The organism is Streptomyces sp. PCS3-D2 (assembly GCF_000612545.2).
Classification (GTDB): domain Bacteria; phylum Actinomycetota; class Actinomycetes; order Streptomycetales; family Streptomycetaceae; genus Streptomyces.
Genome location: NZ_CP097800.1, coordinates 640,727 through 667,525, shown reverse-complemented (window position 1 = coordinate 667,525; position 26,799 = coordinate 640,727). Strand labels below are relative to the sequence as shown.

At 70.6% G+C, this 26,799-nt stretch carries 21 protein-coding genes; 5 read left to right on the top strand and 16 right to left on the bottom strand.

The features are described from left to right. Positions 1-39: 39 nt before the first annotated feature. Positions 40-4,896: a DNA repair ATPase gene (locus AW27_RS02700; RefSeq protein WP_052030101.1), complete on the top strand. Its 4,857-nt coding sequence runs from the start codon at positions 40-42 to the stop codon at positions 4,894-4,896. 73 nt (positions 4,897-4,969) lie between these two features. Here the strand turns inward: AW27_RS02700 and AW27_RS02695 are convergent, their stop codons facing one another. Beyond that, positions 4,970-5,845, bottom strand: a complete 876-nt coding sequence (locus AW27_RS02695) for a potassium channel family protein (RefSeq protein ID WP_037916835.1) — start codon at positions 5,843-5,845, stop codon at positions 4,970-4,972. Positions 5,846-6,244: 399 nt separating this feature from the next. On the opposite strand from AW27_RS02695, the gene AW27_RS02690 reads away from it, so the two are divergent. After that, positions 6,245-7,786, top strand: a complete 1,542-nt coding sequence (locus AW27_RS02690) for an alanine/glycine:cation symporter family protein (protein ID WP_037916839.1) — start codon at positions 6,245-6,247, stop codon at positions 7,784-7,786. 249 nt (positions 7,787-8,035) lie between these two features. Further along, positions 8,036-9,340 (top strand): Na+/H+ antiporter NhaA, encoded by a 1,305-nt coding sequence (gene nhaA, locus AW27_RS02685; RefSeq protein ID WP_037916842.1) that lies wholly within the window; start codon positions 8,036-8,038, stop codon positions 9,338-9,340. 84 nt (positions 9,341-9,424) lie between these two features. Here nhaA and AW27_RS02680 read toward each other — a convergent pair whose 3' ends face one another. Beyond that, the gene (locus AW27_RS02680; protein ID WP_052030102.1) at positions 9,425-10,507 is read right to left on the bottom strand and encodes an SPFH domain-containing protein; all 1,083 of its coding nucleotides are present in this window, start codon (positions 10,505-10,507) and stop codon (positions 9,425-9,427) included. A 3-nt stretch (positions 10,508-10,510) separates the two neighbouring features. Beyond that, positions 10,511-10,942 carry an NfeD family protein gene (locus AW27_RS02675; protein ID WP_037916845.1) on the bottom strand — a complete coding sequence of 144 codons (432 nt, stop codon included), beginning with the start codon at positions 10,940-10,942 and terminating at the stop codon, positions 10,511-10,513. A gap of 339 nt (positions 10,943-11,281) precedes the next feature. Between AW27_RS02675 and AW27_RS02670 the strand changes: the two genes are divergently transcribed. Next, on the top strand, positions 11,282-11,962 hold the full coding sequence (locus AW27_RS02670; RefSeq protein ID WP_078555897.1) for a DUF4142 domain-containing protein: 681 nt from the start codon (positions 11,282-11,284) through the stop codon (positions 11,960-11,962). Positions 11,963-12,053: 91 nt separating this feature from the next. On the opposite strand, the gene AW27_RS02665 is transcribed toward AW27_RS02670, so the two are convergent. From AW27_RS02665 to ectA, 13 genes are all read right to left on the bottom strand, one after another. Then, positions 12,054-13,013 carry an ABC transporter substrate-binding protein gene (locus AW27_RS02665; RefSeq protein WP_172671259.1) on the bottom strand — a complete coding sequence of 320 codons (960 nt, stop codon included), beginning with the start codon at positions 13,011-13,013 and terminating at the stop codon, positions 12,054-12,056. Positions 13,014-13,095: 82 nt separating this feature from the next. After that, positions 13,096-15,087, bottom strand: coding sequence for an ABC transporter permease subunit (locus AW27_RS02660; RefSeq protein WP_052030103.1), 1,992 nt, complete (start codon positions 15,085-15,087; stop codon positions 13,096-13,098). Beyond that, positions 15,084-16,151 carry a quaternary amine ABC transporter ATP-binding protein gene (locus AW27_RS02655; RefSeq protein ID WP_037916846.1) on the bottom strand — a complete coding sequence of 356 codons (1,068 nt, stop codon included), beginning with the start codon at positions 16,149-16,151 and terminating at the stop codon, positions 15,084-15,086. Before AW27_RS02655 ends, AW27_RS02660 begins: the two co-directional genes overlap by 4 nt. Beyond that, positions 16,151-17,689, bottom strand: coding sequence for a GMC family oxidoreductase (locus AW27_RS02650; protein WP_037916849.1), 1,539 nt, complete (start codon positions 17,687-17,689; stop codon positions 16,151-16,153). The genes AW27_RS02655 and AW27_RS02650 overlap by 1 nt, the downstream gene beginning before the upstream one ends. 113 nt (positions 17,690-17,802) lie before the next feature. Next, entirely contained in the window at positions 17,803-19,305 is a 1,503-nt protein-coding gene (locus AW27_RS02645; RefSeq protein ID WP_037916852.1) for an aldehyde dehydrogenase family protein, read from the bottom strand. Between the two features lie 65 nt (positions 19,306-19,370). Next, positions 19,371-20,132: an ectoine/hydroxyectoine ABC transporter ATP-binding protein EhuA gene (gene ehuA / locus AW27_RS02640; protein WP_037918254.1), complete on the bottom strand. Its 762-nt coding sequence runs from the start codon at positions 20,130-20,132 to the stop codon at positions 19,371-19,373. A gap of 22 nt (positions 20,133-20,154) precedes the next feature. Beyond that, positions 20,155-20,790, bottom strand: a complete 636-nt coding sequence (gene ehuD, locus AW27_RS02635) for an ectoine/hydroxyectoine ABC transporter permease subunit EhuD (protein ID WP_037916855.1) — start codon at positions 20,788-20,790, stop codon at positions 20,155-20,157. After that, positions 20,790-21,467, bottom strand: coding sequence for an ectoine/hydroxyectoine ABC transporter permease subunit EhuC (ehuC, locus tag AW27_RS02630; protein WP_052030104.1), 678 nt, complete (start codon positions 21,465-21,467; stop codon positions 20,790-20,792). The genes ehuD and ehuC overlap by 1 nt, the downstream gene beginning before the upstream one ends. A gap of 13 nt (positions 21,468-21,480) precedes the next feature. Then, complete coding sequence (gene ehuB, locus AW27_RS02625; protein ID WP_037916858.1) at positions 21,481-22,398, bottom strand: ectoine/hydroxyectoine ABC transporter substrate-binding protein EhuB; 918 nt, start codon at positions 22,396-22,398, stop codon at positions 21,481-21,483. A 78-nt stretch (positions 22,399-22,476) separates the two neighbouring features. After that, positions 22,477-23,379: an ectoine hydroxylase gene (gene thpD, locus AW27_RS02620; RefSeq protein WP_037916860.1), complete on the bottom strand. Its 903-nt coding sequence runs from the start codon at positions 23,377-23,379 to the stop codon at positions 22,477-22,479. A 29-nt stretch (positions 23,380-23,408) separates the two neighbouring features. Further along, positions 23,409-23,813, bottom strand: coding sequence for an ectoine synthase (locus tag AW27_RS02615; protein ID WP_037916864.1), 405 nt, complete (start codon positions 23,811-23,813; stop codon positions 23,409-23,411). Positions 23,814-23,846: 33 nt separating this feature from the next. Beyond that, positions 23,847-25,115 (bottom strand): diaminobutyrate--2-oxoglutarate transaminase, encoded by a 1,269-nt coding sequence (gene ectB / locus AW27_RS02610; RefSeq protein WP_037916866.1) that lies wholly within the window; start codon positions 25,113-25,115, stop codon positions 23,847-23,849. Positions 25,116-25,169: 54 nt separating this feature from the next. Beyond that, on the bottom strand, positions 25,170-25,721 hold the full coding sequence (gene ectA, locus AW27_RS02605; RefSeq protein WP_052030105.1) for a diaminobutyrate acetyltransferase: 552 nt from the start codon (positions 25,719-25,721) through the stop codon (positions 25,170-25,172). Between the two features lie 459 nt (positions 25,722-26,180). On the opposite strand from ectA, the gene AW27_RS02600 reads away from it, so the two are divergent. Then, positions 26,181-26,738: a MarR family winged helix-turn-helix transcriptional regulator gene (locus AW27_RS02600; RefSeq protein WP_052030106.1), complete on the top strand. Its 558-nt coding sequence runs from the start codon at positions 26,181-26,183 to the stop codon at positions 26,736-26,738. Positions 26,739-26,799 lie beyond the last annotated feature (61 nt).

The window sequence follows — 26,799 nt, the reverse complement described above, 5'->3', positions numbered from 1 at the left end:
CAACCGCACACCATCTTGTACGCGAGGGAGCTGGAGCAGATGACGACGCTGTTGGACGCGGGTACGTACGAGGTATTGCGCGACCGCCTGGCAGCGCAGGCCGGCGAGCTGGCCCGGCGCGCGGAGGCCCTCAACGCCGCCCGCACCGCCGAGTTCGGCGGGGCCGGGCTCACGCTCTCGGGCTCCGAGCGCCTGCGGACCGAGCAGAGCCGGGTGCCCGGCGACATCGTCGCCATCGGGGACGCACTGCTCTTCGGTTACCACGGCGCCGCCGGTCATGGCCAGGAGACGTCCGTCGCGGACGTGCTCGCCCTGTACGACCGCGACCTGAACCCGCTGCCCGCCGCCGCCGTGCCCGGCCTCCTCGAAGACCCCGCCTTCACCCGGGAGTTCGGGGCGCTGCACCGCTACTACCAGGGCGCGCGCCTGCTGCGGCTGCGTCACGCCGACGGCAGGCTGCTGGCCGTCTTCCGGACCGGGGAGCAGGCCGAGGACATCCGCGTCCTGCGCTGGTCCCTCACCCAGGCCGGCGAGGCGAGGTTCCTGGACGCCCGGGGGGAGCGCGACCACGTCTTCCCGCCCGCCCACGACGTCGAGTGGTGCGAGACCACCCGCGACGACCACGTCCCGGGCCGGTACCCGCACGCATCCGTCGACGGACGGATCTTCGTCTCCACGGTCGGAGGCGCCCTCGTCGTCAAGACCGACAACGACACCGAGACCGGCGAGGGCATTCACCGCGAGCCGGTCGACGAGCCCCTCCAGTCCCTCGCCGACGCCGAGATCGCCCACGCCACCGTCGGCGCGCTGATCCTGCTCCGCGTCCGCCCCTACAAGGAGGAGACCAGGCGCCACCTGGTCTACAACACCGTCACCAACACGGTCGTCCGCCTCGACGGCATCGGCCGGTCCTGCCGCCGGCTGCCCGACGACGAGGGCATCGTCTTCCCCGGCGGATACTGCCTCGCCTCGGGCACCGTGAAGACCTTCGACACGGACACCACGGACCTGGCGTTCGAAAAGGCCGTGCGCTCTCCCCATGGCGAGGACGTCCTCTTCGCCTTCCACGCCGGCTCCGGTGGGCGCGGCCTGCTGCTGTCCTACAACCTGATCCGCAAAGAGGTCGCCGCCCCGATTCCCTGCCACGGCCACGCCCTCTTCGACGACGGCACACTCGTCGTGCTGCGCGCCGGCTCCGGCGAGCCCGCGCGGATGCACCCCGTACAGATCTGGCGCACCCCCTACACGTCCGACACCCACGTCCCCTCGTCCGCGGACGGACCACTCGCCCGCATCGGCAACCCCGACCTGGTGCGGGGCATCGCCGACTGCCTCTCCATCGCCCGGCAGGCCACGGAGACCGGGGCCGCGCCGGTGGGGGCGGCCTACGAGACGCTGCTCGCCGCCTGTGTCCGCGCCGCCGACCGCTTCCCCTGGCTCGGCGACGCGGAGACCGGAGACCTGCGCGGCCCCCTGGAGGAGGTACGGTCCACGGCCGCGCAGGTACTGGAGGAGTTCGAGAGCGTCCAGGCCCTCACCCGTCAGGCCGCCGACGCCCTCGGCGAAGCCGCCCGGACGATCGCCCGGCTGGTCCGCCGCATCCGTGGCGAGGCCCCGGCCACCGCCGAGGAGTGGATCGACCGCATCACCGAGCTGCGGCGGGCACAGGGCCGGTTGGTCACCCTCAAGGAGATGCGCCACGCGGACACCGACGGCATCGAGGCCCTGGCCGCGAGCGTGGAAGGCGACATCACCGCCGCGGCCCGGCGTGCCGTCGCCTTCCTGCACCGCGAGGACGCCTTCACCGCCCATCACGTCGAGGCCGAACGGCTCACCGCCGAAGCCGAGGCCATCACCACCGTCGCCGAAGCCGTCCCCGTCGAGGAGCGGCTGGCCGAGCGGACCTTCGGCCTCCAGACCCTCGTCGAGGTCGTCGCGGGCCTCGACATCGGTGACGCGACCGTGCGCACGACCATCCTGGAGCGGATCGCCGAGGTCCTCGGGTCCGTCAACCGGGCCCGCGCCACGCTCGCCGCCCGCCGCCGGGAGCTCCTCGACCGTGAAGGACGGGCCGAGTTCGCGGCCGAGTTCGCGCTGCTCGGCCAGGCCGTCACCGGCGCCCTGGCCACGGCGTCCACGCCCGAGGAGTGCGAGGCCCAGCTCGCGCGCCTGCTGCTCCAGCTGGAGAACCTGGAGTCGCGCTTCGCCGAGCACGACGGGTTCCTGGCCGAGATCACCGAGAAGCGGACCGAGGTCCACGACGCGTTCTCCTCCCGCCAGCAGACCCTGCGCGACGCCCGGGCCCGGCGCGCCGAAGCCCTCTCCGACTCCGCGCGCCGTGTCCTGGAAGCGGTCGCCCGCCGCACGTCGGGACTCGCCAGCCTCGACGAGATCAACACCTACTTCACCTCCGACCCCATGGCGGACAAGGTCCGCCGCACCGCCGACCAGCTGAGGCAGCTCGGCGACGCCGTGCGGGCGGAGGAGCTGGAAGGCCGGCTGCTGGCCGCCCGCCAGGAGGCCGGGCGCGCCCTGCGCGACCGCGGGGAGCTGTTCGGCGACGGCGGCGACACGATCCGCCTGGGCCGCCACCGCTTCGCCGTCACGCGCCAGAGCCCCGAGCTGACCCTCGTACCGCACCGCGACGGCCAGGCCTTCGCCCTGACCGGCACCGACTACCGCCGTCCGGTCACCGACCCGGACTTCGCCGACACCCGTCCCTACTGGGACCGGCTGCTGCCGTCCGAGTCCCCCGAGGTGTACCGGGCCGAACACCTGGCCGCGCGGCTGCTGGCCGACCACGGCGCCGCCGCCCTGGCCGACGCCGACCTGCCGGCGGTCGTACGGCGGGCCGCCGAGGCCGCGTACGACGAGGGCTACGAACGCGGCGTCCACGATCACGACGCCACCGTGATCCTCGACGCGGTGCTCAGGCTGCACGAGAAGGCCGGCCTGCTGCGCTACCCGCCGCACGTCCGGGCGGCGGCCGTACTCTTCTGGGCCCACAGCGCGAGGGCGGACTTCCGCGATGCCTTCGTCCGGCGGGCGATGTCCCTGGTCCGGGCCCGCGAAACGTTCGGGCTCGCGCCGGCGATCGAAGGCCTCCGGGCGGAACTCGCCTCGGAGATCTCCCGGTCCATCGAGCGGGAAACGGATGCCGCGCACGCCGCCGCGTACCTCTTCGAGGAGTTGACCACCGGCCCCGACGGATTCGCGCTCTCCGCCGCGGCCCACACCCTGCTCGACACGTTCCGCCGGACCGTGGGGAGTTCACCGTACGACGAGGACCTCGCCGTCCTCCCCGACCTGGCGGCACGACGGCACCTCGTCGAGGGCTGGCTCACCTCCTACGCGACGGCGTGCGGCGAGGACATCGACGCGGGGGACATCGCCGAGGCGGCAGCGGTCGAACTGTGCCCGGCCCTGGACCGCTATGAGGCCACGGGCGCGACGACGGCGACCGTCACCGGCCTGCTCGGCGCCCATCCCCGGATCACCGGGCGTGCCATGGACGTGCGCTTGGACGAGTTCCTCACCCGCACGGCGGCTTTCGCGGCCCACGCCGTCCCGGGCTTCCGCGCCTACCAGCAGCGCCGCAGCGGCCTGCTCGCAGCCGAGCGGGCACAGCTGCGCCTGGACGCGTACCGGCCCCGGGTCATGTCCTCCTTCGTCCGCAACCGGCTCGTCGACGAGGTCTACCTGCCCCTCATCGGCGACAACCTCGCCAAGCAGCTGGGCGCGGTCGGGGACGCCAAGCGCACCGACAGCCACGGCCTGCTCCTGCTGGTCTCACCGCCGGGCTACGGCAAGACCACCCTCATGGAATACGTCGCCGAACGCCTCGGGCTGCTCCTGGTCAAGGTCGACGGTCCGGCCCTCGGTCGCACCACTTCCCTGGACCCCGCCGAGGCGCCGGATGCCGCCGCCCGCCGCGAGCTGGAGAAGATCGCCTTCGCGCTCGCCGCCGGGAACAACGTCCTGCTCTACCTGGATGACATCCAGCACACCTCGCCCGAGCTGCTCCAGAAGTTCATTCCGCTGTGCGACGCGACCCGCACGCTGGACGGACACGACCTGCGGGGGAAGCGCTTCGCCGTCTGCATGGCCGGCAACCCGTACACCGAGTCGGGGCAGCGCTTCCGGGTTCCCGACATGCTCGCGAACCGGGCCGACGTGTGGAACCTCGGCGACGTGCTGAACGGAAAGGAAGACGCCTTCGCCTTCAGCTTCGTCGAGAACGCCCTCACCTCCAACCCCGTCCTCGCCCCGCTCGCCGGACGGGAGCGGGCCGATCTGGAGCTGCTGGTACGCCTCGCGGCCGAAGACCCCACCGCGCGCCGAGACCGGCTCACCCACCCGTTCCAGGCGGCCGAACTGGACCGGATCCTCGTGGTCCTCCGGCACCTGCTCACCGCCCGGCGGACGGTCCTCGCGGTGAACGGGGCCTACATGGCCTCGGCGGCCCGGAGCGGCACGAGCCGCACCGAGCCTCCCTTCCGGCTCCAGGGCTCGTACCGGAACATGAACAAGATCGCGGCCCGGATCTCTCCGGCCATGAACGACGCGGAGCTGTCCGCGCTGATCGACGACCACTACACGGCGGAGGCCCAGACCCTCACCACGGGTGCGGAGGCGGATCTCCTCAAGCTCGCCGCCCTCCGCGGCACCCTCACCGACGGCCCGGCCGCGCGCTGGGCCGAGATCACCGCGGCGTACGTCCGCAGCCAGGCGCTCGGCGGTTCCGGCGAGGACTCCGTGAGTCGCGCGGTGGCCGCCCTCGGTCTGCTCGCGGACCGGGTGGCCGCCGTCGAGAGCGCCATCACCCGAGCCACCGGCCCCCGAGACCTGCCCCGCCGCGCCGGCGGCGGGCCCGCGCCCCGCGGGGGCGAGGAGTAGGCCCGCGGCGCAGCGCCCGGCCCCGTACGCGGCCCGCGGCTTCTCCGGGCGGCGGAGGCAGGGGCGGGGCGCGTCAGGTACCGGACCGGCGTCCGTGATCGTCCGCAAAGGCCCGGAAAATCTGCCGCGGGGTGCCGTGGGTGCGGAGGAAGCGCTGGTCGAGGATGGCGGCGAGGTCTTCCAGGGCGGCGTTCAGGACCGCGGCGGACAGCCTCACATCGGCGTGCCGGGCGCCGGCGGCCCGGTCGGCCAGGTCGCACACGTAGCCGAGGTGGCAGGCGAGGGAGGTGCGATCGTCCCCGTCGTGGAAGTAGTACGACTCGGCGTACTGCATGAAGTCGACCGAGAGCACCGAGATCCCGGCCGCCAGGCTGTCGAGGATCGCCGCGCCCGAGTCCGTGTCGATCTGCTCCGCCGCGGGATGTGTCCGCGCGAGGTGGGAGAGGCGGAGGGCCAGCGCCCGGCGGCGGGCCAGGGCCGGATAGATGCCCAGCGTCCAGGACACCGTCGCGGTCAGCAGGGCGAAGCCCACGACGGCCTCCAGCGGGGCGACGATGCGCAGCCACCCCTCGGCGGGTGCGATGTCCCCCAGGCCGAGCGTGGAGATGTTGACCAGGGAGATGTACAGCGCGTCCGTGAAGGACGCGTGCTCGGCGGGGATCAGCCCGGGTGCGTAGGCGAAGGCCTCCGGCATGTGCGGCCAGTAGATCAGCGCCCACCCCACGACCACGATCAATGCCCACATCACCACGACGACCACCATCGCGATCGGTCCCACCAGTCCGGCCGCGCGGCGGCGCGGTGCCGTTGCGGCGGAGAGCCGCCACAGGCCCGTCATGACGAGCCTGCTCAGGCCGCCGTGGCCCGTCGGATGCCACAGCGTGTGGAAGACGTCCCTCAGGACCAACAGCACACAGGCCGCTCCGACGGTGTTGACCAGCCAGTTCACTGGACTTCCTCCTGCCCGCCATGGTCCGTTCGCCCGCCGGTCCGGCTGGCCGAACCGCAACAGACCGGACAGGGCAGTTCGCTCATCGGAACCTCAAATCCGGATAACGATCGCATCACCGGCCCTTGGGATTCCGGGGTGCGGGCCCGGAGGAGTGATCCACGTCACTAAGTAATCGATAAAGGCCGTGCTAAGAATGCGCAACTCCGTTTTCGGCCCACCCCTCACCGGACAACGGAGTGCCGGCACGCACCGGCTCTGCACGGCCTGGGAGGCCTTGGTCCACGTCCGCGGACCGAGACGCCCAGGGTCGCCGCCCGGACGGCGGCGTTCGCTCAAAGCCCGCACTCACACCGACGCACCGCACTGCGCCGGTTCTGCGCATCGAGGTAAAGCCAGATGTCACTCGACACCATCACCAACGCCGTAGACGACGCCGTCAGCGGCTTCTTCGAGCCCATCGCCAAATGGCTCGGGGACATCGTCTTCTACTCCGTCCCTGTGGGAGGGACCCAGCTTCCGCTGATCGTCGCCTGGCTCGTCGTGGCCGGCCTGGTCTTCTCCGGCTGGTTCGGGCTGGTCCAGATACGCAAGTTCCGCCTCGCGGTGGACGTGGTGCGCGGCAAGTACGACGAGAAGGGTTCGACCGGCGAGGTCAACCACTTCCAGGCGCTGACGGCGGCCGTCTCCGGCACGGTGGGCCTCGGCAACATCGCCGGTGTCGCCGTCGCCGTGTCCATCGGTGGTCCCGGTGCGACCTTCTGGATGATCCTCTGCGGCCTCCTGGGCATGGCGACGAAGTTCGTCGAGGTCACGCTCGGTGTGAAGTACCGCGAGGTGCACCCCGACGGCACCGTCTCCGGCGGCCCGATGCACTACCTGCCCAAGGGCCTGACGGAGCGCTTCGGCGCCCGCGGCAAGACCCTCGGCAAGGTCCTGGCGGTCCTCGCCTCCGCGATGATCCTCTTCTTCGGCCTCTTCGGCGGCAACCTCTTCCAGGTCAACCAGTCCTACGCCCAGATCGTCTCCGTCACCGGCGGCGAGAGCGGCATGATGGGCTCCTCCGCCGGCGCCCTGTTCTTCGGCATCCTCATCGCCGCGATCGTCGGCATCGTCCTCCTCGGCGGCATCCGCTCCATCGCCTCGGTCACCAGCAAGCTGGTCCCGGCGATGGCCGGCATCTACATCGTCGCCTGCCTGGTCGTCATCGGCGTCAACGTCACCGAGGTTCCCGCCGCGATCTCCACGATCATCGAGGGCGCCTTCAACCCCGAGGGCGTCGCCGGCGGTGTCCTCGGCGCGCTGATCATCGGCTTCAAGCGGGCCGCGTTCTCCAACGAGGCGGGCCTCGGCTCCGCCCCGATCGCGCACTCCGCCGTCAAGACCAAGCACCCCGCCAGCGAGGGCCTCGTCGCCCTGCTGGAGCCGTTCATCGACACCGTGGTCATCTGCACCATGACCGCGCTGACGATCGTGATCGCCAACCCGGCCAGCTGGGGCGAGGCGCGCAAGGGCGAGTCCATCGGCGGCGTGACGATCACCTCCGACGCCTTCGGCACCGTCATGCCGTGGTTCCCCTACATCCTCACCATCGCGGTGATGCTCTTCGCCATCTCCACCGTGCTGACCTGGGGCTACTACTGCATGAAGGCCTGGACGCACCTCTTCGGTCGCAGCCGCACCAGTGAGCTGACCTTCAAGGTCTTCTACACCCTGTTCGCTGTCGCCGGCTCCCTGCTGACCCTGCAGACCCTGATCGACATGGCCGACGCGGTGCTGTTCATGCTCGCCGTCATCAACATCATCGGCCTGTACCTGCTGGCCCCCGTCGTCAAGCGGGAGCTGAGCTCCTTCCTTGACTACGTCCGCCGCCGCGACGCCGGCCAGGACACCGCAGAGGACGGGGACGACGACCAGGAACCGGTGAAGACCACCGTCTGACCGTCGCCCCGGCGGCCCGGTTCCCGCGGGGGCCGTCCACACCTTGCGCCTGGTGTGGACGGCCCCCGCTTTTTGGTGTTTCAGCAGGTGGGAACCCCTCTGGCGGGTTCGCGGAATCGCCGATAGGGTGTAAAGAACGCGTCAATGCACCCATCCGTACGGATGAAGGACGCGGGGTGTGCCGGGAAGTCTGGTCGGCGATAGGGGCCGTGTGCCCGTTCTCAGCCGACGCCCCGGAAGGTAATCATCATGAGCAGCCCGCGCCCGCGTATCGTGTTCGGACTCGTGCCCTGGCCGGAGCGGCAGGCGATCGCCTCGGCCCTTCGGACCGAGACCGTGGGCGGACTGGTCCTGCTGGCCGCCGCCGTCGTCGCCCTCGTGTGGGCCAACACGCCGTGGAGCGGTGCGTACGAGGCGATACGCGACTTCCACTTCGGCATACCCGCGCTCGGCCTGGACCTCTCCGTCGGACACTGGACCGCCGACGCACTCCTCGCGGTCTTCTTCCTCGTGGCCGGCATCGAACTCAAACGAGAACTCGTCCTGGGTGAGCTGCGTACCCCCGCCACGGCGGCCCTGCCCGTGATCGCCGCGGTCTGCGGCATGGCCGTACCCGCCGTGCTCTACGCCGCGACGGCCTGGGCGGGCGGCGGCAGCATGGACGGCTGGGCCGTGCCCATGGCCACCGACATCGCCTTCGCCCTCGCCGTCCTCGCCGTCATCTCCACCCACCTGCCGGCGGCTCTGCGCGCCTTCCTGCTCACGCTCGCCGTGGTCGACGACCTCGGCGCGATCTTCATCATCGCCGTCTTCTTCACGTCCGACATGAACTTCTGGGCGCTCGGCGGTGCGCTCGCCGGACTCGTGATCTTCTACGCCCTCCAGCGTTTCCGCGTGCGCGGCTGGTGGTGGTACGTCCCCCTCGGCATCGCCATCTGGGTCCTGATGTACAACGCGGGCGTGCACGCCACCGTCGCGGGCGTCGCCATGGGCCTGATCCTGCGCACCACGCGCGACAAGGGCGAGGAGGCCTCTCCGGCCGCCAGGGTCTCGCACCTCATGCACCCCTTCTCCGCCGGGGTCGCGGTGCCGCTGTTCGCCCTCTTCGCGGCCGGCGTCACCGTCTCCGGCCCGGCGCTGGCGGCGGTGTTCACCACCCCCGAACCGCTCGGTGTCGTCATCGGCCTGGTCGTGGGCAAGGTCCTCGGCATCTTCCTGGGCACCTACCTGGCCGCCCGCTTCACCAAGGCCGAACTGAACCCGGACCTCGCCTGGGCCGACGTCCTGGGCCTGTCCGTCCTGGCCGGAATCGGTTTCACCGTCGCCCTCCTCATCAGCGAACTCGCCTTCCCCGGCGCAGGCGTCGGGGAGCAGGTCAAGGCGGCGGTCCTGATCGCGTCCGTCGCCGCGGCCCTGATCGCGACCGTCCTCCTGCGCCGGCGCAACGCCCTGTACCGGCGCCTGTGCGAGGAGGAGAACATCGACGCCGACGCCGATGGCATCCCGGACATCTACCAGCGCGAGGCGGGAGCCTACGTACCGGAGCGCGGCTGACGGACAGGGCCGCGGCGCGGCGGGGAGGAGCCCTTTCCGCCGGTGCCCGCCCCGCAGCCGCCCGGATTGGTCCGGGCAGGGGAGTCAGTCCGGAGAACCGGACAGCGGGGCTGCGTCGCCGCCCTGCTCGACGGCCCGGGGCCGTGCCGCGAGCACGCTGCCTGCCTCGCTGTCCGCCTCCGCGGCGTCGGCGAGGGCTTCGGCGGCGGCTTCCGCGGCCTTCGCCGCGTCGTTGGCCGCCTGGACGGCGAGTCCGTCGGATGACGCCTCGCGGGTGGCGGTCGACTGGGGGAGGACTTCGCTGAAGGCACGGGTGACGTTCTGGAGGGCGGACGTGACCTCGCCGGGGATCACCCAGAAGGTACTTCCCGGGCCCTGCGCGAGCTGCGGCAGCATCTGGAGGTACTGGTAGGCGAGCAGCTTGGGGTCGGGGTCGTTGCGGTGGACGGCCTGGAACACCTCGTCGATGGCCCGGGACTGGCCCTCCGCCCGGAGGATCTCGGCGGTCCGGTTGCCTTCGGCGCGCAGGACGGCGGACTGCTTGTCGCCCTCCGCGGTCAGGATCTGGGACTGGCGCTGCCCCTCGGCCCCGAGGATGGCGGCCCGCTTGTCCCGCTCGGCCCGCATCTGCTTCTCCATCGCGTCCTTGATGGACTGCGGCGGGTCGATCGCCTTGATCTCCACCCGGTTGACCCTGAGCCCCCATTTGCCGGTGGCCTCGTCGAGCACCCCGCGCAGCTGGCTGTTGATCGTGTCCCGCGAGGTCAGGGTCTTCTCCAGGTCCATGGATCCGACGACATTGCGCAGGGTGGTGACCGTCAGCTGCTCCACGGCCTGCAAGAAGTTGGCGATCTCGTAGGCCGCCGCGCGCGGATCGGTGACCTGGAAGTACAGGACGGTGTCGATCTCGACGACGAGGTTGTCCTCCGTGATCACGGGCTGTGGTTGGAAGGAGACGACCTGCTCGCGGAGGTCGATCACGGGATACACGCGGTCGATGTAGGGGATGACGACGTTGAGCCCGGGCTTCAGGGTCCGGTGATAGCGGCCCAGCCGTTCGACGTTGCGCGCGCGGGCCTGCGGGACGATCCGCACCGCCCGGACCACGGTGAACACCGCCAGCAGGGCCACCAGCAGGCCGACTACGGGGAACGCAGAGATCTCCATGCTTCACTCCCGTGGGTAGACGAGTGCGATGGTGCCCTTGATCTCGAGGATGTCCACGGTCGTGCCGGGCGGTATCACGAGCGTCTCGTCGTAGGAGCGCGCGGTCCACTCCTCGCCGCCGACACGGACCCGTCCGCCCAGCTTCGAAACCTCCGAGGTGACGTAGGCGGCGCCACCGACGAGGGCGTCCACGCCGAAACGTTCTTCGGCCCGCGGGGAGAGGCGGCGGAGTGCCGCCGGGCGCACGAAGACCAGGCCGGCGGTCGACACCGCCGCGAAGAGGAGGAACTGCCAGGGAAGCGGGAGCCCGAGCGCGGCGAAGCCGGCCGTGATCAGCGCCGCGCCGCCGAGCAGGGCAAGGGAGGCGGTCAGGGTGAAGATCTCCGCCGCGCACAGGACCACCGCGGTGATCAGCCAGACCAGCCAGGGATCCATGGCGCACACCTCCCGCCCGGCGGAGGGCGATGAAATGACAGCTTTTATCCTTTTTACCCAATTATCCCGAGGGGAATCGGATGGGCAGCGCGGCCGCCGGGTGCGGAGGTCCCCTGGCGTCCGCCTCCGCGGGCGGGGGCGGATCACCCGCCCGGACCGGCCGCGTGCCGAACCGGCCCGAAGGGCGGGGAGCATATCCGACCGCTGCTGCAGGTCCCGGGCTTTTGAGCATCATTGCTGAATCGAATCGTTTGCCCAGGGCAAAGGTTAGCGTGGCCAGGGCCTCGGCGGGATCGGGTGCCACCACAGCACATCGGACCGACGGGCACCTGAGGAGGCATGATGAAATCTCACGCCGGCAACCGGCGCTCATTCCGTCGAAACCGGGGCCGCGGGCGTCTGACCGCCGTGGTCGTCGTTCTCGTCGCCGCCATCGCCACCACCAGCGTGTGGCTTTCCCAGCGCAACGACTCGCGGGTGGAGGTGGTGTCCGGCGAACTCCCCGCGGCGGCTACGGGCCCGGTAACGGACGTGGCCGATACCGGCGCCCTCACCGACCTGGACAAGACCTTCCTCACGAAGGTCAGGCAGGCCGGACTGTGGGAGATCCCGGCGGGCCGACTCGCCCAGACGCGCGCGTCGAGCGAAGCGGTGAAACGGGCCGGGCTGCACCTTCTCGACGGGCACAGCAAACTCGACCAACTGGTCCGCGAGGACGCGCTCGCGCTGAACGTCCCGATCCCCGACCAGGCGACCGCCGAACAGCAAGGCTGGGTGGACCAGTTGAAGCGGGCCCAGGGGCCGGCGTTCGACCGGCTCTTCGTGGATCTGCTCCGGGCCTCCCACGGCAAGGTCTTCATCACCATCGGCGAGGTCCGCGCGTCCACGAAGAGCCCCACGGTCAGGAGGCTGTCCACGCAGGCCAACATCACGGTCCAGGACCACATGGACGTCCTGGAGGACACCGGGCTCGTGACGGACGCCACGCTGGACGACGTCGCCTCTTCGATACCCAAGTGACCGCCGGGGCACTGGGCACCGGTGCGCCCCGGCCGCGCCCTCGGGCCGGCCCTGTTCGGTGAACGAGTGGAGCAGGGCCGGCCGTTGCACGCTACTTCTTCGGCAGCCAGGCCTTCCAGACCGATTCGTTCTCCTTGACCCACTTCTCGGCGGCCTTCTCGGAGGTCATCTTGTCGGCGGCCACGTACTTGGCGACGAGGTTCTGCTGCTCGGTCGTCCACTGGAAGTTCTTCAGGAACTTCGCCGCGTCGCTGTCCTCCGCGGCGAACTTCGCGTTCATCCACTTCTTGAGCGGTACGTCGGGATAGGCGCAGGCCACGGCGTCCTTGTCCTGGTCGCAGCCCTCCTTGTACTCGGGAAGCTTCACCTCGACGAGGTCCAGGGTCGCGTTCATCCACTGCGGCGTCCACCAGTAGGTGAGGAACGGCTTCTTGTTCTTGTACAGCTGCTCCAGCTGCGCGAGATGGGTCGCCTCGGCACCGGCCTCGATCGGCTTGTAGTCGAGCTGGAGGTTCTTGATCAGAGCGTTGTCGTAGGACACGTAGGACGGGTCGCCCTTGATGAACTGGCCCTGGTCACCGCTCTCCGGGGTCTTGAAGAGATCGGTGTACTTGTTCAGGTTCTTGTGGTCCGTGACGTCCGGGTGCTCGTCGGCCACGTACTTGGGAACGAACCAGCCGATGTGGCCGGTGACCCCGAGATCGCCCGCCGCGACGACGCTCTTGTTGCCCTCGACGTACCGCTTCTCCTCCTGCGGGTGGCCCCAGTCCTCCAGGATGGCGTCGATCTTGCCCTGGCTCATCGCGTCCCAGGCCGGGGTCTCGTCCATCTGCTTGGTCTTGACGGTGTAGCCGAGCTCGTGCTCCAGGAGGTACGCGGCGACGGCGGTGTTGACCTCCGCGCCCACCCAGGACGGGGTGTGGAGGTTGACGACCTTGGAACTGCTGGTGGTCTCGGCCGCGCTGCACGCGTTGACGGTCAGCAGCGCGAGCAGGCCCGCGGCGGCGACCCCGGTTCTGAAGGAAGCGCGGTGACGGATGGTGGTGATCATTTCAGCATGCCTTTCACAAGGGGAAGGGGGGAGGGGACAGAACGAGGGGAGGGGACGGGGGAACGGTCGAGGCGGCCCGGCCTCAGTGCCGGGCGGCCGGCGCCGCGGACGCCGACGGCGTCTTCGGCTGGGTGAGCTTGTCGAGCATCAGACCCAGGCAGACGATGCCCGCGCCGGCGACGAGCCCGGTGCCGAGCTCACCGCCCGTCAGGCCCTTGACCACGTCGAAGCCGAGAGCGCCGCCGCCGACTAGGCCGCCGATGACGACGACGGCGAGGACGAGTACGACCCCCTGGTTCGCGGCGACCAAGAGCGCAGGCCTGGCCAGGGGCCACTGCACCTGGCGGATCTGCTGCCAGGTGGTGGCGCCGAGCGAGCGCGACGCCTCCACAGCGGCCGGGTCCACCTGCTTCAGGCCCTGGGTCGTGATCCGCACGACGGCGGGCAGGGCGTAGACGGCCGCCGCGGTGATCGCCGCGACCCGGCCGGCGTTGAAGAGCTGGACGACCGGGATGAGGTAGATGAACTGCGGCAGGGTCTGCATCGCGTCGAGGACCGGCCGCAGCAGCCGTTCGACCCGCCCGACCCGGGCGGCGAGCACGCCGAGGGCGAAGCCCGGCAGCAGCGTGAGCGCCACGGCGACGAGGACCTGGGACAGGGTGTAGAGCGACTTGCCCCAGATGCCGAGGACCCCGACGGCCGCGAGCGCGAGCACGGCGGTCACGGCGCCCCGCCAGGTCCCCACGGCGCGCGCGGTCAGCCCGGCCAGGATCAGCAGCGACCACCAAGGAAGGGCCTGAAGTCCGTCGTTGAGCGGGTTCAGCACCCATGTGGTGATGCCCCCCGCCCAGACGTCCGTGCCGCCGAGGACCGGAACGTCCTGGTAGAAGTGGCCGACGATCCAGTCCATGGACGTGTTCAGCGGGGCGGCGAAGTCCACGGTCAGGCCTTCGGGCCAGCCCCGCGCCAGGAACTGCCCCGACAACAGGCCCACGACGGCCACCACGGTGGCGACCGCGGCCGCCCGCTGCCCGGGCCGCGCGCCGGTACGGGCTCCGGCCGCGGCCGTCGTCCGGTCCAGCCACACCGCGATCATCACAATGGCCAGGCCCGCGGTCAGGCCCTGTCCGAAGTCACGGGTCTTGAGGGCCTGGTAGATGCTCTCGCCCAGACCGCCCGCGCCGACCACGGAGGCGATGACCACCATGGACAGCGCCATCATGATCGTCTGGTTGAGTCCCAGGAGCAGCTGGTGCCGGGCGAGCGGCAGCCGCGCGGTGCGCAGCCGCTGCCACTTCGTCGAACCGAGCGAGCGGGAGGCCTCCAGTACCGACGCGTCGGCCCCCCGCAGACCCAGCGCGGTCATGCGGACCATGGGCGGGGTCGCGTAGACGACCGTGGTGATCAGAGCGGACGGGGTGCCGATGCCGAAGACCAGGACCAGTGGCAGCAGGTACGCGAACGAGGGCAGGACCTGCATCGTGTCCAGTACGGGGCGAAGCGCCCGCTGGGCGGTGTCCGACAGGCCGGCGGCCAGCCCGAGCAGCAGGCCGAGCGCCGCCGCCACTGCCACGGCGACCAGCATCAGGGCGAGGGTCTCCACCGCCGGCTCCCACAGCCCCAGCAGCCCGCATCCCGCCAGGGCCCCGAACGCCACGGCCGCGTGCCGCAGGCCGTGGCGGCCCGCGCCGGCCGCGTACCAGGCGAGCGTTCCCGAGACGGCCAGCAGGCCGGTCCAGCCGGCGGAGGTCAGCAGCCCGTGCACCCAGTCCACCGATGCGGTGGCCGTGTTCGACAGGTGCAGCAGGAAGTACAGGAACACCGGATGGGTGTCCCGGTTGTCCACCACCCAGTCGGCGAACGAGTCCAGGGTGGGCACGAGATCGATGCGCAGGGCCTGCGGCCAGCCGGCGTCGCCGAGCAGCGCGATGGCCGGCAGCAGCAGGGCGAACGCCAGGAGCAGGGTCCGGGCGGAAGGAGGCGAGGGCCGCCAGGCCGTCCACGACGAGAGGCCCTGCTGCTGGACCTCCGGCGCATCGGCCTCCACGACGGGGTCCGGGGCGGTCGTGCTCATGCCGTCACCACGCCCGCGTCGGCGGCGCACGGCTCCAGTCCGGCGACGACCGCAAGAAGCGCGGCCTGGTCGACGACACCGAGTAGGCGGTCCCCGGCCATCACCCTGGCGGGCACACCGTCCCGGGCGACGGCCGTGATGCCCTCCGCGACCGTGGCGTCGGGGGCCAGGGCCGCGCCGGCGCCGGTCTCCTCCGGCCGGGCGGGGCGCATGGCCCGGGCCACGGTCACGACCTGTTCGCGCGGGACGTCGCGGACGAACTCCCGCACGTAGTCGTCGGCGGGGCGGGTCACGATCTCCTCCGGCGTACCCAGCTGGACGACGGCGCCGTCGCGCATGAGGGCGATGCGGTCGCCGAGTTTGAGCGCTTCGGCGAGGTCGTGGGTGATGAAGACCATCGTGCGGCCCTCTTCCCGGTGCAGACGGATGACCTCCTCCTGCATGTCCCGTCGGATGAGGGGGTCGAGGGCGCTGAACGGCTCGTCGAACAGCAGCACTTCGGGGTCTGCCGCCAGGGCCCGCGCCAGACCGACCCGCTGTTGCTGACCGCCCGAGAGCTGGTCGGGGCGGCGATCCTCCAGACCGGTGAGCCCGACCTTCTCGATGACCTCCAGCGCGCGGGCCCGGCGCCCGGCCCTGGAGACCCCCTGGATCTGCAGCCCGTAGGCGACGTTGTCGAGGACGGTGCGGTGCGGGAGCAGACCGAAGTGCTGGAAGACCATGGCGGCACGGTGCCGGCGCAGTTCGCGCAGCTGGGAGGGGTCCATGGCGAGGACGTCCTCGCCGTCGATGGCGAGTGATCCGGCCGTGGGCTCGATCAGCCGGGTCAGGCAGCGCACCAGGGTGGACTTGCCCGAGCCGGACAGGCCCATGACGACGAAGACCTCGCCCTTGCCGATGTCGAAGGACACGTCCCGGACGGCGGCGGTGCAGCCGGTACGGGCACGGATCTCCTCGGTGGTGAGTCCCGCCCACCGGGTGTCGCCCGGAATCTGTCCGGCCTTCGGGCCGAAGACCTTCCACAGCCCTCGCACGGAGAACACGGGATCGCTGGTGGTGTCCATCAGACGGTCCTTTCCGGCGCGGCGGCCGACACCAGGAGGTCGGCGCACCTCTCGCCGACCATCAGCACGCCGATCATGGGATTCACGGCGGGGATGGTGGGGAAGACGGACGCGTCGGCGATGCGAATGCCCTGGAGCCCCCTGATCGTCAGATCGGGTGCGACCACCGCGAGGCGGTCGTCCGGCGCGCCGATGCGGCAGGTTCCGGCGGGGTGGTACACGGTGTGGGCGACGCGGCGCGCGTACTCGCTCAGCTCCTCGTCCCCGGTGACCTCCGGGCCGGGGCAGACCTCTCTGACCAGCCAGGAAGCGAGAGGCTCGGTCGTGGCGACCTCCCGGGCGATCCTGATCCCGTCCACCAGGGTCCGGCCGTCGTAGTCGTCCTCGTCGGTGAAGTACCGGAAGTCCAGGGCGGGTTTGACCGCGGGGTCGGAGCTGGTCAGGTAGAGCCGCCCCCGGCTGCGGGGCTTGGGGATGTTGGGAGTCATCGACACGCCGTGCCGGGGCCGTTCGTAGCCGAGCCGTTCGGGATTGTCGGTGAAGGGGATCTGGTAGAAGTGGAACATCAGGTCGGGCCCCGCAGAGTCCGGGTCGCGCCGGACGAACAGCCCCGCATCGCTGTCCATCGCGGAGTTGTCGGGTATCGGTCCCCGCGTCTCCCACACGATGACGGACTCGGGATGGTCGAGCAGGTTCTCGCCGACCCCGGGAAGATCGTGGAGCACCTCGATGCCGAGGGCGTCCAGGTCCTCGCGCCGACCGATCCCGGAGTGGAGCAGCAGCCGGGGAGTGTCCACGGCCCCGGCGCAGACGACGACCTCCCGCCTGGACCGTACGAGGATCTCCTGGCCGTCCTTGGTGCGGACGTGGACTCCGGTCGCCCGGTCGCCCTCGAACTCCAGCCGGTAGGCCCAGGTCTCCAGCAGCAGGTGGAGGTTCGGGCGGTCCAGGACGGGGTGCAGGTACGCGACCGACGCGGAGGAGCGCCGGTTGCCCTCGGGCTCGTAGGCCAGGTCGAAGAAGCCGGCGCCCTCATGGAAGGGCTCCGCGTTGAAGCCCTCCACGACCGGCACGCCGAGCGCGCGGTGGGCGGCGTCGACGAAATCGCGCGCGATGGCGTTGCGGTCCTTCTCGGCCACCGGCACCACGTTGTTCAGGAGCTTGGCGAAGTACGGCTCCATGGCGGCGGCGTCCCAGCCCTGCGCGCCGTGTGCCACCCACTCCTCCCAGTCGGAAGGGAGGGGCTTGAAGGCGATGAGGGTGTTGTGGGACGAGCAGCCGCCGAGGACGCGGGCCCGGCTGTGCCGGATGTGGGAGTTCCCGCGGGGCTGTTCGGTGGTGGGGTAGTCGTAGTCGAGCTCCCCGCCGAGCAGGCCCATCCAGCGGCGCAGGGTGAGGACTTCGGGCCGGTCGACGTCGCTGGGTCCGCCCTCGATGACGGCGACGGTGACCCCGGGCTGCTCGGTGAGACGGGAGGCGATCACCGAGCCGGCGGTGCCGCCGCCGACGATGACGTAGTCGTATATGTGGTCGGGCATGACGTGTTTCTCCAGGTGATGCGGGTGATGCGGGTGGTGCTGTCGGTGCGGGTGTCGGCGGGTCGCGCCGTGGACCGGGCCGCTGCCGGGGCGCGGGCAGCCCGGTCGTCGTGTCATCCCGAGAACCACCGCACGGGACGCGGCGCGAGGTTGTGGTAGACGTGCTTGGTCTCCCGGTACTCGGCGAGCCCGGTGGGGCCGAGTTCGCGGCCGATGCCCGACTTGCCGAAGCCGCCCCACTCGGCCTGGGGCAGGTAGGGGTGGTAGTCGTTGATCCAGACCGTGCCGTGGCGGAGCCTCGCGGCGACCCGCCGGGCGCGGCCGGCATCGGCTGTCCACACGGCTCCGGCCAGCCCGTAGTCGGTGTCGTTGGCGAGCGCCACGGCCTCGTCCTCGCTGCGGAAGGTCTCCACGGTCAGCACGGGACCGAAGACCTCCTCACGCACCACGCGCATCTGGCGGTGGCACCGGTCGAGCACCGTCGGTTCGTAGAAGTACCCGCCTTCGGGAAGGACTCCGTTCGGCTTCGGCCGGGCCCCGCCGCTGCGCAGCACCGCGCCGTCGGCCAGGGCGGAGGCGACGTACGCCTCGGTCCGCTCCAACTGGGCGAGCGACGCGAGCGGCCCGCACTCGACGCCCTTCTCGGTTCCCCTGCCCAGCCGGATGCGACCGGCCCGGCGGCTCAGCTCGGCGACGAAGCGTTCGCGCAGGGACTCCTCGACGATCAGGCGGCCACCGGCGGAGCAGACCTGCCCGCTGTGGATGAAGGCGGCGTTGAGCGCTTGGTCGACCGCGGTGTCGAAGCCCTCCGGCGTCTCGCACGAGTCCGCGAAGACGACGTTGGGGTTCTTGCCGCCGAGCTCCAGTGCCACCTTCTTGACGCCGGGCGCGGCCGCCTCCGCCACCTTCACGCCACTGGTCACACCGCCGGTGAACGACACCAGGTCGACGTCGGGGTGCTCGGCCAGACGGGCCCCCACGGTGTGGCCAGGTCCGGTCACGACGTTCGCGACGCCGGCCGGTAGTCCCGCCTCCGCGAGCAGCGCGACGAGGGCGACCGTGGTGAGCGGGGTGAGCTCGCTCGGCTTCACGACGAAGGTGTTGCCGGCGGCGAGTGCCGGTGCGACCTTCCAGCTCACCTGGAGCAGCGGATAGTTCCACGGGGTGATGAGCGCGCAGACCCCGACCGGCTCGTGCACGACCACGCTGTGGACCGTCTCCGTGCCGGCGTCGACGACGCGTCCGGCGCCTTCACCGATGACCAGGTCGGCGAAATAGCGGAAGGCGTCGGCGGCGCAGTCCACGTCCGCCCGTCCTTCCTCGACGGTCTTGCCCGCGTCCCGGCTCTCCAGGAGGGCCAGTTCCTCGCGGTCCCGGATCAGGAGGGAGGCCGTCCGGCGCAACAGCGCGGCCCGTTCGGGGACCGGCGTGCCGGGCCAGGTACCCGCGTCGAAGGCGGCGCGCGCCGCGGTGACCGCGGCGTCCGCGTCCTGCGGGCCGCCCTCGGCGACCACGGCGAAGGGCTGACCGTCCGCCGGGTCGATGATCTGGCGGGTGTCGCCGGAGTGGGCGCCTCGCCAGGTGCCGGCGATGTGGATGGTTCTCTGAGTCGACAAGTGCTGACGGCCTTCTGTTTCCGTGTGGACGGCACCGGGTGCGGTGCCTGGGTGTGCTGTCCGGCTCAGCGGACGGCGCCGAGGAAGGACCGGGTCCTCTCGTGGGCGGGTGCTTCGAAGAGTCGTTCGGGAGGCCCTGACTCCAGCACCCGGCCGTGGTCGAACATCAGGACCCGGTCGGATACGTCCCGGGCGAAGCCCATCTCGTGGGTGACGCAGAGCATGGTGATGTCCGTGGTCCGTGCGACGTCCCTGAGGACGTCGAGGACCCCGGCCACCAGCTCCGGGTCGAGTGCCGAGGTGACCTCGTCGAGGAGGAGGATGTCCGGTCGCATGGCCAGGGCGCGCGCGATGGCCACCCGCTGCTGCTGGCCGCCGGAGAGGCGTACGGGGTGCGCGCCGTGCTTGTCGTCGAGCCCCACCAGGTCCAGGAGCTCCCGGGCGCGCTCGGCCGCTTCGTCCTTGCTCAGGCCCAGTACGTGGACGGGGGCCTCCATCACGTTCTCCAGCACCTTCATGTGCGGGAACAGGTTGAACTGCTGGAAGACCATGCCGATGCGCCGGCGGGCTACGGCGAGGTGCTTCTCGTCGGCGGGCACCAGCCCGCCCCCGCGGCGGTCCGGCATGTGCGAGAAGGGCTTTCCGTCCACATGGATGGTTCCCTCGGTGACCCGCTCCAGCGTCATCAGCAGACGCAGGATGGTGGTCTTGCCGGAGCCGCTGGGCCCGATCAGCGTGACCTTCTCGCCGCGGGCGACCTTCAGATCGAGCCCGTCCAGCACGGTCTGTTCGCCGAAGCGTTTGACGACCCCGTCGAAGCGGACCATCTCCGCCGCCGGGGTCGGAATCTCACTGGGCAAGGCGTTTCTCCAGTCGTCTCATGAGCACGGAGGCGGGGTAGCCGGCGATGAGGAAGAGCAGGGCGGCCAGGGTGAAGGCCTCGAGATACGCGAAGTGGACGCTGCCGTACTCGTTCGCGCGCTGCACCATCTCCTGCACGGCGATCACCGAGAGGAACGGGGTTTCCTTGAACATCGAGATCACGTAGTTGCCCAGCGCCGGCAGGACGTTGCGCACCGCCTGCGGGAGGACCACCGCCCACCACACCCGCCGCCGCGGCAGCGACAGCGCGGTGCAGGCCTCCCACTGGCCCGCAGGCACCGCGTCGATTCCCGCCCGGTACACCTCGCACGTGTAGCAGGCGTAGTGGACGCCGAGTACGGCGATGCCCAGGGTCAGCGCGTCGATTCCGGGGATGAGCACCCAGGCGGCGAACAGCTGGATCATCACGGGCGTGGACCGCACGAAGTCGGCGGCCAGGCGCAGGGGCAGGGTCACCCAGCGCGTCGGACTGCGCAGCAGCACCGCCATCACCAGACCCAGTGCCATCGCGAGCGCGGAGCCCAGCACCGTGGCGAGCAGGGTGGTGCGGAACCCGCTCAGGATGACCGGCAGCCCTTCCCGGGCCGTCTCCCAGGACCACATCAAGAGCCCCCCGCGTCCTGGCCGAGCCGGGTCTTCGCCGACGACTCCACTGCCCTCATCAAGGAGTTCAGTGCTGCGGCGATGGCGTAGTAGATCACCAGAATGGCGAGGTAGGCCTCCGCGGTGCTGCCCGTGAGCGACCTGAGCTGGTCCATCTCGAAGGTGAGGTCGGCGATGGTGATCAAGGAGAGCAGGGGAGTGGCCTTGAGGAGCTGGATGAGGAGGTTGCCGAACGGCGGGACCATCTGCACCCACGCCTGGGGCAGCATCACCCGGGTCAAGCGCTGCCGCGGGCTCATCCCGAGCGCGAGCGCGGCCTCCCACTGGGAGCGCGGGACGGAGCCGAGCGCGCCGCGCACGACCTCGGAGCCGTACGCACCGAAGTTCAGGCCGAAGGCGACGACAGCACAGGCCATGGGTTCCAGCCGGATACCGAGGACGGGGAGGGCGAAGAAGAGCCAGAACAACTGCACGTACAGCGACGTACCGCGGAAGAACTCGACGGCGAACCGGGCCGGTCCGCGTACCAGCAACCGGGGCGAGCGCGTCATGAGTCCGAAGCCGAAGGCCACCAGCAGGGCCACCGCCGCGCTGAGCGCGGTGGCCAGCAGGGTCACCCCGATGCCCTCGCCGATGCCGGGCAGCGATCGGGCGAACTCGTGGAAGAAGTCGGTCATGTCGAGGTTCTCGTCACTGCGCGCACAGTCCGGCGGTCCGGAGCGTCGCCGGGGGGACCTCCGCCTCGGTGAACCCGTACTTGCCGATCAGCGCGACATAGCGGGCGGGGTCGCCGGTGATCTTCGCCAGCTCGCCGTTGAAGGCGTCCCGCAGCGCCGTCGCCCCGGGCCGGAACACTGCGCCTCCGGGGCTGTACTGCGGTGTCCCGTTCAGCTTCGGAAGGAACGGCTCCAGGACTTCGACCGGCGCGTCGGAGTTCGTCCGGGCGAGCCAGCGCAGCGAGATGCCGGTGAGCGCGAAGCAGTCGATCCGCCCGGCCACCAGCGCGTCGAGGCCGTCCTGCTGCTTGGCGAGGGACTTGACCGACGAAGCGGCCACGCCGGCCCCCTGCGCGTACGTCGCCTCGACGGCGGCGGTCAGCACCCCGACCGTGGCGCCGCCGGCGGCGACCGAATCCAGATCGCTCAGCTTCCGGGGGTTGCCCTTGGGCACCATGAGCGCCGTGGGCGAGACGAACTCTGGCTCGGAGAAGGCGACTTTGGCACACCGCTCGGGGGTGATGGCCATTCCGGCGCTCACGACGTCGAAGCGTCCGGCCAGCAGACCCGGGATCAAGGCCCCGAACTCGGTCAGCGTCGGGCGCATGTCACGGACCCCGAGTGCGGAGAAGATCTCCCGGTGCAGTGTGGGGGCCTCGCCCGCCAGCTGGTTGCCGTCCTGGAAGCCGTAGGGAGCCTCTCCCGCGAACCCGACGCGGACGTACCCCTGCCCGCGCAGCTTCGCCAGCAGTTCGCCGTCGTCGGCGGGAGCTCCGGACCCCACCTCGGTGCGGCTGCACGCGGTGATCAGGCCCGGCGCCAGGACCGCGCCCCCGAGCGCAGCGGTCCGGGAGAGGAACCCTCTCCGGGAGAGGTCCTTGTGCTGGGGCATCTGATTCCTTTCGGTGGCCTTGCGGGCAGGGGGACCGGCCGGTCCGGCGCGCTGCGCCGGACCGGCCGGTCGGAGGTGTCAGCCGACGGGGGTGAAGTCCCGTGAGGCGATGTAGGCGGGGCGGCGCACCGGGGCGGCGAACGGCTTCACCGGACGGTTCTCCACGCTGTTGAAGACGAGGAACACGTTGCTGCGCGGGTAGGGGGTGATGTTGTCGCCCGAACCGTGCATCGCGTTGCAGTCGAACCAGGTGGCGGAGCCCGCCGCGCCGGTGAAGAGCGTGATCCCGCACGCGGAGGCGAACTTGGTCAGTGCCGCGTCCGACGGGGTGCCGGCGTCCTGCATCTGGAGGGACTTCTTGTAGTTGTCCTCGGGCGTCGCACCGGCGCAGCCGAGGAAGCTCCGATGCGATCCCGGCATGATCATCAGCCCGCCGTTGGTGGTGTGGTTCTGCGTCAGGGCGATGGACACGGACACGGTGCGCATGTTCGGCAGGCCGTCCTCGGCGTGCCAGGTCTCGAAGTCGGAGTGCCAGTAGAAGCCGCTGGCGCCGAAACCGGGCTTGACGTTGATCCGGGACTGGTGCACGTACACGTCGGAGCCCAGGATCTGGCGTGCGCGGCCGACGACGCGCGGATCCGCGGCGAGGCCCGCGAACACCTCGCTGATCCGGTGGACCTCGAAGACGGAGCGGACCTCCCGGGACTTGGGCTCCACGATGGACCGGTCGTCGGCCAGCGTCGAGGGGTCACGGAGCAGCCGGTCCATCTCGGTCCGGTAGACGTCCACTTCCTCGGGCGTGATCAGCTGGTCCACGGCCAGGAAGCCGTCGCGCTCGTAGCTCTCCAGCTCGTGGGCCCACATCGGGCCCGGAGTGCCGGGCTCGGACCAGACGACCGGGTCCTTGCGACCGATCAGTACTTCCTCGGAGCCGCGGGTCGGATACAGGTCGCGCACGGTTCGCGTGGTGGCGTGGTTCATGGTGGTACCTGTCTCTCCTTTCTGCGCGTTCAGTGGTGGTCGGGTTCGGTGAGCAGCGGGTAGACGCCGTTCTCGTCGTGGTCCTCGCGTCCGGTCACGGGCGGGTTGAAGACGCACAGGCAGCGGAACTCCTGGCGGACGCGCAGGGTGTGCCGCTCGTGGCCGTCGAGCAGGTACATGGTTCCCGGCGTGATCGTGTAGGTGATTCCGGTCTCCTCGTCCGTGAGCTCGGCCTCTCCGGCCGTGCAGACCACGGCCTCCACGTGGTTCGCGTACCACATGGACGTCTCGGTGCCGGCGTACAGGACGGTCTCGTGGAGGGAGAAGCCGACGCGTTCCCGGGCCAGGACGATGCGCTTGCTCTCCCAGGTACCGGAGGCCGCCCTGACGTGACGGTCGGTTCCCTCGATGTCCTTGAACGATCGGACGATCATGGTGCTGTCCTTCGCGGTGTCGGTGCCGTGCGGTCAGGCGGTTTCACGGACGGCGCGGGCGATGATCGCCAGGCCCTCGTCGAGTTCCTCGTCGGTGATGGTGAGCGGCGGGAGCAGTTTCACGACCTCGTCCTCGGGACCGGAGGTCTCCACCAGCAGGCCGTGCTCGAAGGCCTTGCGGCAGACCGCCGCCGCGCGTTCCCGCTGGGTGAACTCGATGCCCCAGGCCAGTCCGCGACCCCGGTACGTCGCACCCAGCCGGCCGTGTTCCGCGCACAGCTCCCGCAGGGCGCTCTCGACGCGCCCGCCGTGGACGAGGGTGCGCTCGCGCAGGGACCCGTCGCTCCAGTAGGCCTCCAGAGCGGCGGCCGCGGTGACGAAGGCCGGGTTGTTGCCGCGGAATGTCCCGTTGTGCTCGCCCGGCTCCCACAGGTCCAGCTCGGGCTTGAACAGGCAGAGAGACATGGGCAGTCCGTAGCCGCTGATGGACTTGGACAGGGTGACGATGTCGGGCGTGATGCCCGCTTCCTCGAAGGAGAAGAACCCGCCCGTGCGGCCGCAGCCCATCTGGATGTCGTCGACGATGAGCAGCATGTCGCGGCGTCGGCACAGTTCCGCGAGGGCGCGGAGCCACTCCGCGCGGGCGACGTTGATCCCTCCCTCGCCTTGGATCGTCTCGACGATGACGGCCGCCGGCTGGTTGAGGCCGGAGCCCTGGTCCTCCAGGAGGCGCTCGAACCAGAGGAAGTCGGGGGTCCTGCCGCCGAGGTAGTTGTCGAAGGGCATCGGCGTGCCGTGGACCAGGGGGATGCCCGCCCCGGCCCGCTTGAAGGCGTTGCCGGTGACGGCGAGGGAACCGAGTGACATGCCGTGGAAGGCGTTGGTGAAGGAGACCACCGACTCGCGACCCTTGGCCTTCCGGGCCAGTTTGAGTGCCGCTTCGACGGCGTTGGTTCCGGTGGGCCCCGGGAACATCACCTTGTAGGGAAGTGCGCGGGGTTCGAGGACGCGGGAGCGGAACGTCTCCAGGAAGGTCCTCTTGGCCGTGGTCGACATGTCGAGCCCGTGCGTGATGCCGTCGTGCTCCAGGTAGTCGAGCAGGGCCCGCTTCAGGACCGGGTTGTTGTGGCCGTAGTTCAGGGACCCGGCGCCGGCGAAGAAGTCCAGGTAGCTGCGGCCGTGTTCGTCGTACAGCCGGCTGCCCTTGGCGCGCTCGAAGACGACGGGCCAGGCGCGGCAGTAGCTGCGCACCTCGGACTCCACGGTCTCGAAGACGGACAGTACCGGCTCGGTCATGGTCAAGGTGGATCTCCAGTCGGTGTTCGGTGTTCGGCGTACGGGCGGCGGGCGACCGGGTCAGAAGTGGAGCTGCCCGATGCGGTGGAGCACCTCGGGCTGGTGCCCGCCCCCGGGGAAGGCGTCGGCCGGGAACAGCACCTCGCGCTCCAGGGCCGCGCCGTGACGCTCGGCGTACGAGGCGAAGAGCCTTTCCGACGAGTGGTTACCGGGGGTGATGGTGGTCTCCAGGAAGCTCAGTCCGTGTTCCGCGGCGACCCGGGCGGAGAGGCTGTCGAGCATGGCCCCGGCGATCCCCAGCCCGCGGACGGATTCGTCGACGGCGGTCTGCCAGATGAACAGGGTCCCGGGGCGGTCCGGCCGCAGGTAGCCGCTGACGAACCCGACGGCGCGGCCGGCCCGATCGCGGGCGATCGCGGACGTGCCGGCGAAGTCACGGCACCAGAGGAGGTAGCTGTAGGACGAGTTGAGGTCCAGGGTCCTGGAGTCGCGGGCGAGGCGCCACAGGGCGGTGCCGTCGCTCGGGCGGGGGCGGTCGATGTGCACGGTGGAGCTGACAGAAGCGGATGTGAGGGGCTTTCGGTATGAGGCCAGTTCTGCATGGGCGGTCATGCGGGCCGAAGTTACCCATGACCGGACTAGATCGCATGGCCCTAGAGGGTTACGAAGATGCACCTGTTCGTGATAGAAGGCGAGGCGCTTCTGGAGCTGCTGAGGGTGAACAGTGCGAGCCTTTGGGTAGGAAAAAGTCGGATATTTGCCCCACCACCCTTGATTTATAACGAGCGTGCAACGTCTTTGCTCTGTGCCAAATTTGCCACTTGAACGTTATGGCTTCGCCGGGTGCCCGGGGGTTTCGTCGGCTGCTGGGCGGATATAGACGCCCTTCGGTACTGCTGGTGCGCCCGGGGCGGAGGGGCACGATCGAGACCGCCGTCCTCCCCGATCCGGAAGCCGGGGCGGCGGTGAGCGAGGGCCCCGCCGGAGCCCGCAGGGTGCTCCGCAGGCCGGCCCGCCGAGCGGGAGTGGGCCCGTTCAGCGCGCCGGGGGGCGCAGACGGTAGAAAGGGGTATGACCGATCTCCCGCGCGCCGAAGCTTCTCCGTTCGGCGTGGATGACACCGATGACGTGGACGACGTGACCCGGGCGTTGCTGACGGCCTCACGGCTCCTCGTGGCGGTTTCCGCCCGCTCACTGGCGGCCGCCGAGGACAAGGTCACGCTCGCGCAGTTCCGGATGCTGGTGGTGCTGGCCACGCGCGGGGCGGCGAAGCTGGTGGTGCTCGCGGACGCCCTGGGCGTCAATCCCTCGACGGCGATGCGCATGGTCGATCGGCTCATCACGGCGGGACTGGCGGACCGGCGGCCCAATCCCGAGAACCGCCGCGAGACCATACTGACGGCGACACCGGCCGGACTGCGGCTCGTGGAAGAGGTCACGGCCCGGCGCAGGGAGGAGATCGCGGCCATCGCCGCGCGTATCGACCCCGGTCAGCGCACCGCACTGGTCAGCGCGCTCACCGCGTTCAACGCCGCCGGGGGAGAGCCGCCCGTGTCCAAAGGGGACAGGCCGCTTTTCCCTCTCGGATGGAGCGACACATCCGGCCGCAGGGATGGGAAGTCGGCCTAGGAAGCGGTGACGGCCCCCGGGGGCCGCTACGCCGAAGCCTCGCGCCCGTCGGGACGGACGC

What these genes read in the sequence shown, in the direction of transcription:
- AW27_RS02700 (WP_052030101.1), top strand. Translation starts at nt 40, where the DNA reads ATGACGACGCTGTTGGACGCGGGTACGTACGAGGTATTGCGCGACCGC.
- AW27_RS02690 (WP_037916839.1), top strand. Translation starts at nt 6,245, where the DNA reads ATGTCACTCGACACCATCACCAACGCCGTAGACGACGCCGTCAGCGGC.
- nhaA (WP_037916842.1), top strand. Translation starts at nt 8,036, where the DNA reads ATGAGCAGCCCGCGCCCGCGTATCGTGTTCGGACTCGTGCCCTGGCCG.
- AW27_RS02680 (WP_052030102.1), bottom strand. Translation starts at nt 10,507, where the DNA reads ATGGAGATCTCTGCGTTCCCCGTAGTCGGCCTGCTGGTGGCCCTGCTG.
- AW27_RS02675 (WP_037916845.1), bottom strand. Translation starts at nt 10,942, where the DNA reads ATGGATCCCTGGCTGGTCTGGCTGATCACCGCGGTGGTCCTGTGCGCG.
- AW27_RS02670 (WP_078555897.1), top strand. Translation starts at nt 11,282, where the DNA reads ATGATGAAATCTCACGCCGGCAACCGGCGCTCATTCCGTCGAAACCGG.
- AW27_RS02665 (WP_172671259.1), bottom strand. Translation starts at nt 13,013, where the DNA reads ATGATCACCACCATCCGTCACCGCGCTTCCTTCAGAACCGGGGTCGCC.
- AW27_RS02660 (WP_052030103.1), bottom strand. Translation starts at nt 15,087, where the DNA reads ATGAGCACGACCGCCCCGGACCCCGTCGTGGAGGCCGATGCGCCGGAG.
- AW27_RS02655 (WP_037916846.1), bottom strand. Translation starts at nt 16,151, where the DNA reads ATGGACACCACCAGCGATCCCGTGTTCTCCGTGCGAGGGCTGTGGAAG.
- AW27_RS02650 (WP_037916849.1), bottom strand. Translation starts at nt 17,689, where the DNA reads ATGCCCGACCACATATACGACTACGTCATCGTCGGCGGCGGCACCGCC.
- ehuA (WP_037918254.1), bottom strand. Translation starts at nt 20,132, where the DNA reads ATGGTCCGCTTCGACGGGGTCGTCAAACGCTTCGGCGAACAGACCGTG.
- ehuD (WP_037916855.1), bottom strand. Translation starts at nt 20,790, where the DNA reads ATGTGGTCCTGGGAGACGGCCCGGGAAGGGCTGCCGGTCATCCTGAGC.
- ehuC (WP_052030104.1), bottom strand. Translation starts at nt 21,467, where the DNA reads ATGACCGACTTCTTCCACGAGTTCGCCCGATCGCTGCCCGGCATCGGC.
- ehuB (WP_037916858.1), bottom strand. Translation starts at nt 22,398, where the DNA reads ATGCCCCAGCACAAGGACCTCTCCCGGAGAGGGTTCCTCTCCCGGACC.
- thpD (WP_037916860.1), bottom strand. Translation starts at nt 23,379, where the DNA reads ATGAACCACGCCACCACGCGAACCGTGCGCGACCTGTATCCGACCCGC.
- AW27_RS02615 (WP_037916864.1), bottom strand. Translation starts at nt 23,813, where the DNA reads ATGATCGTCCGATCGTTCAAGGACATCGAGGGAACCGACCGTCACGTC.
- ectA (WP_052030105.1), bottom strand. Translation starts at nt 25,721, where the DNA reads ATGACCGCCCATGCAGAACTGGCCTCATACCGAAAGCCCCTCACATCC.
- AW27_RS02600 (WP_052030106.1), top strand. Translation starts at nt 26,181, where the DNA reads ATGACCGATCTCCCGCGCGCCGAAGCTTCTCCGTTCGGCGTGGATGAC.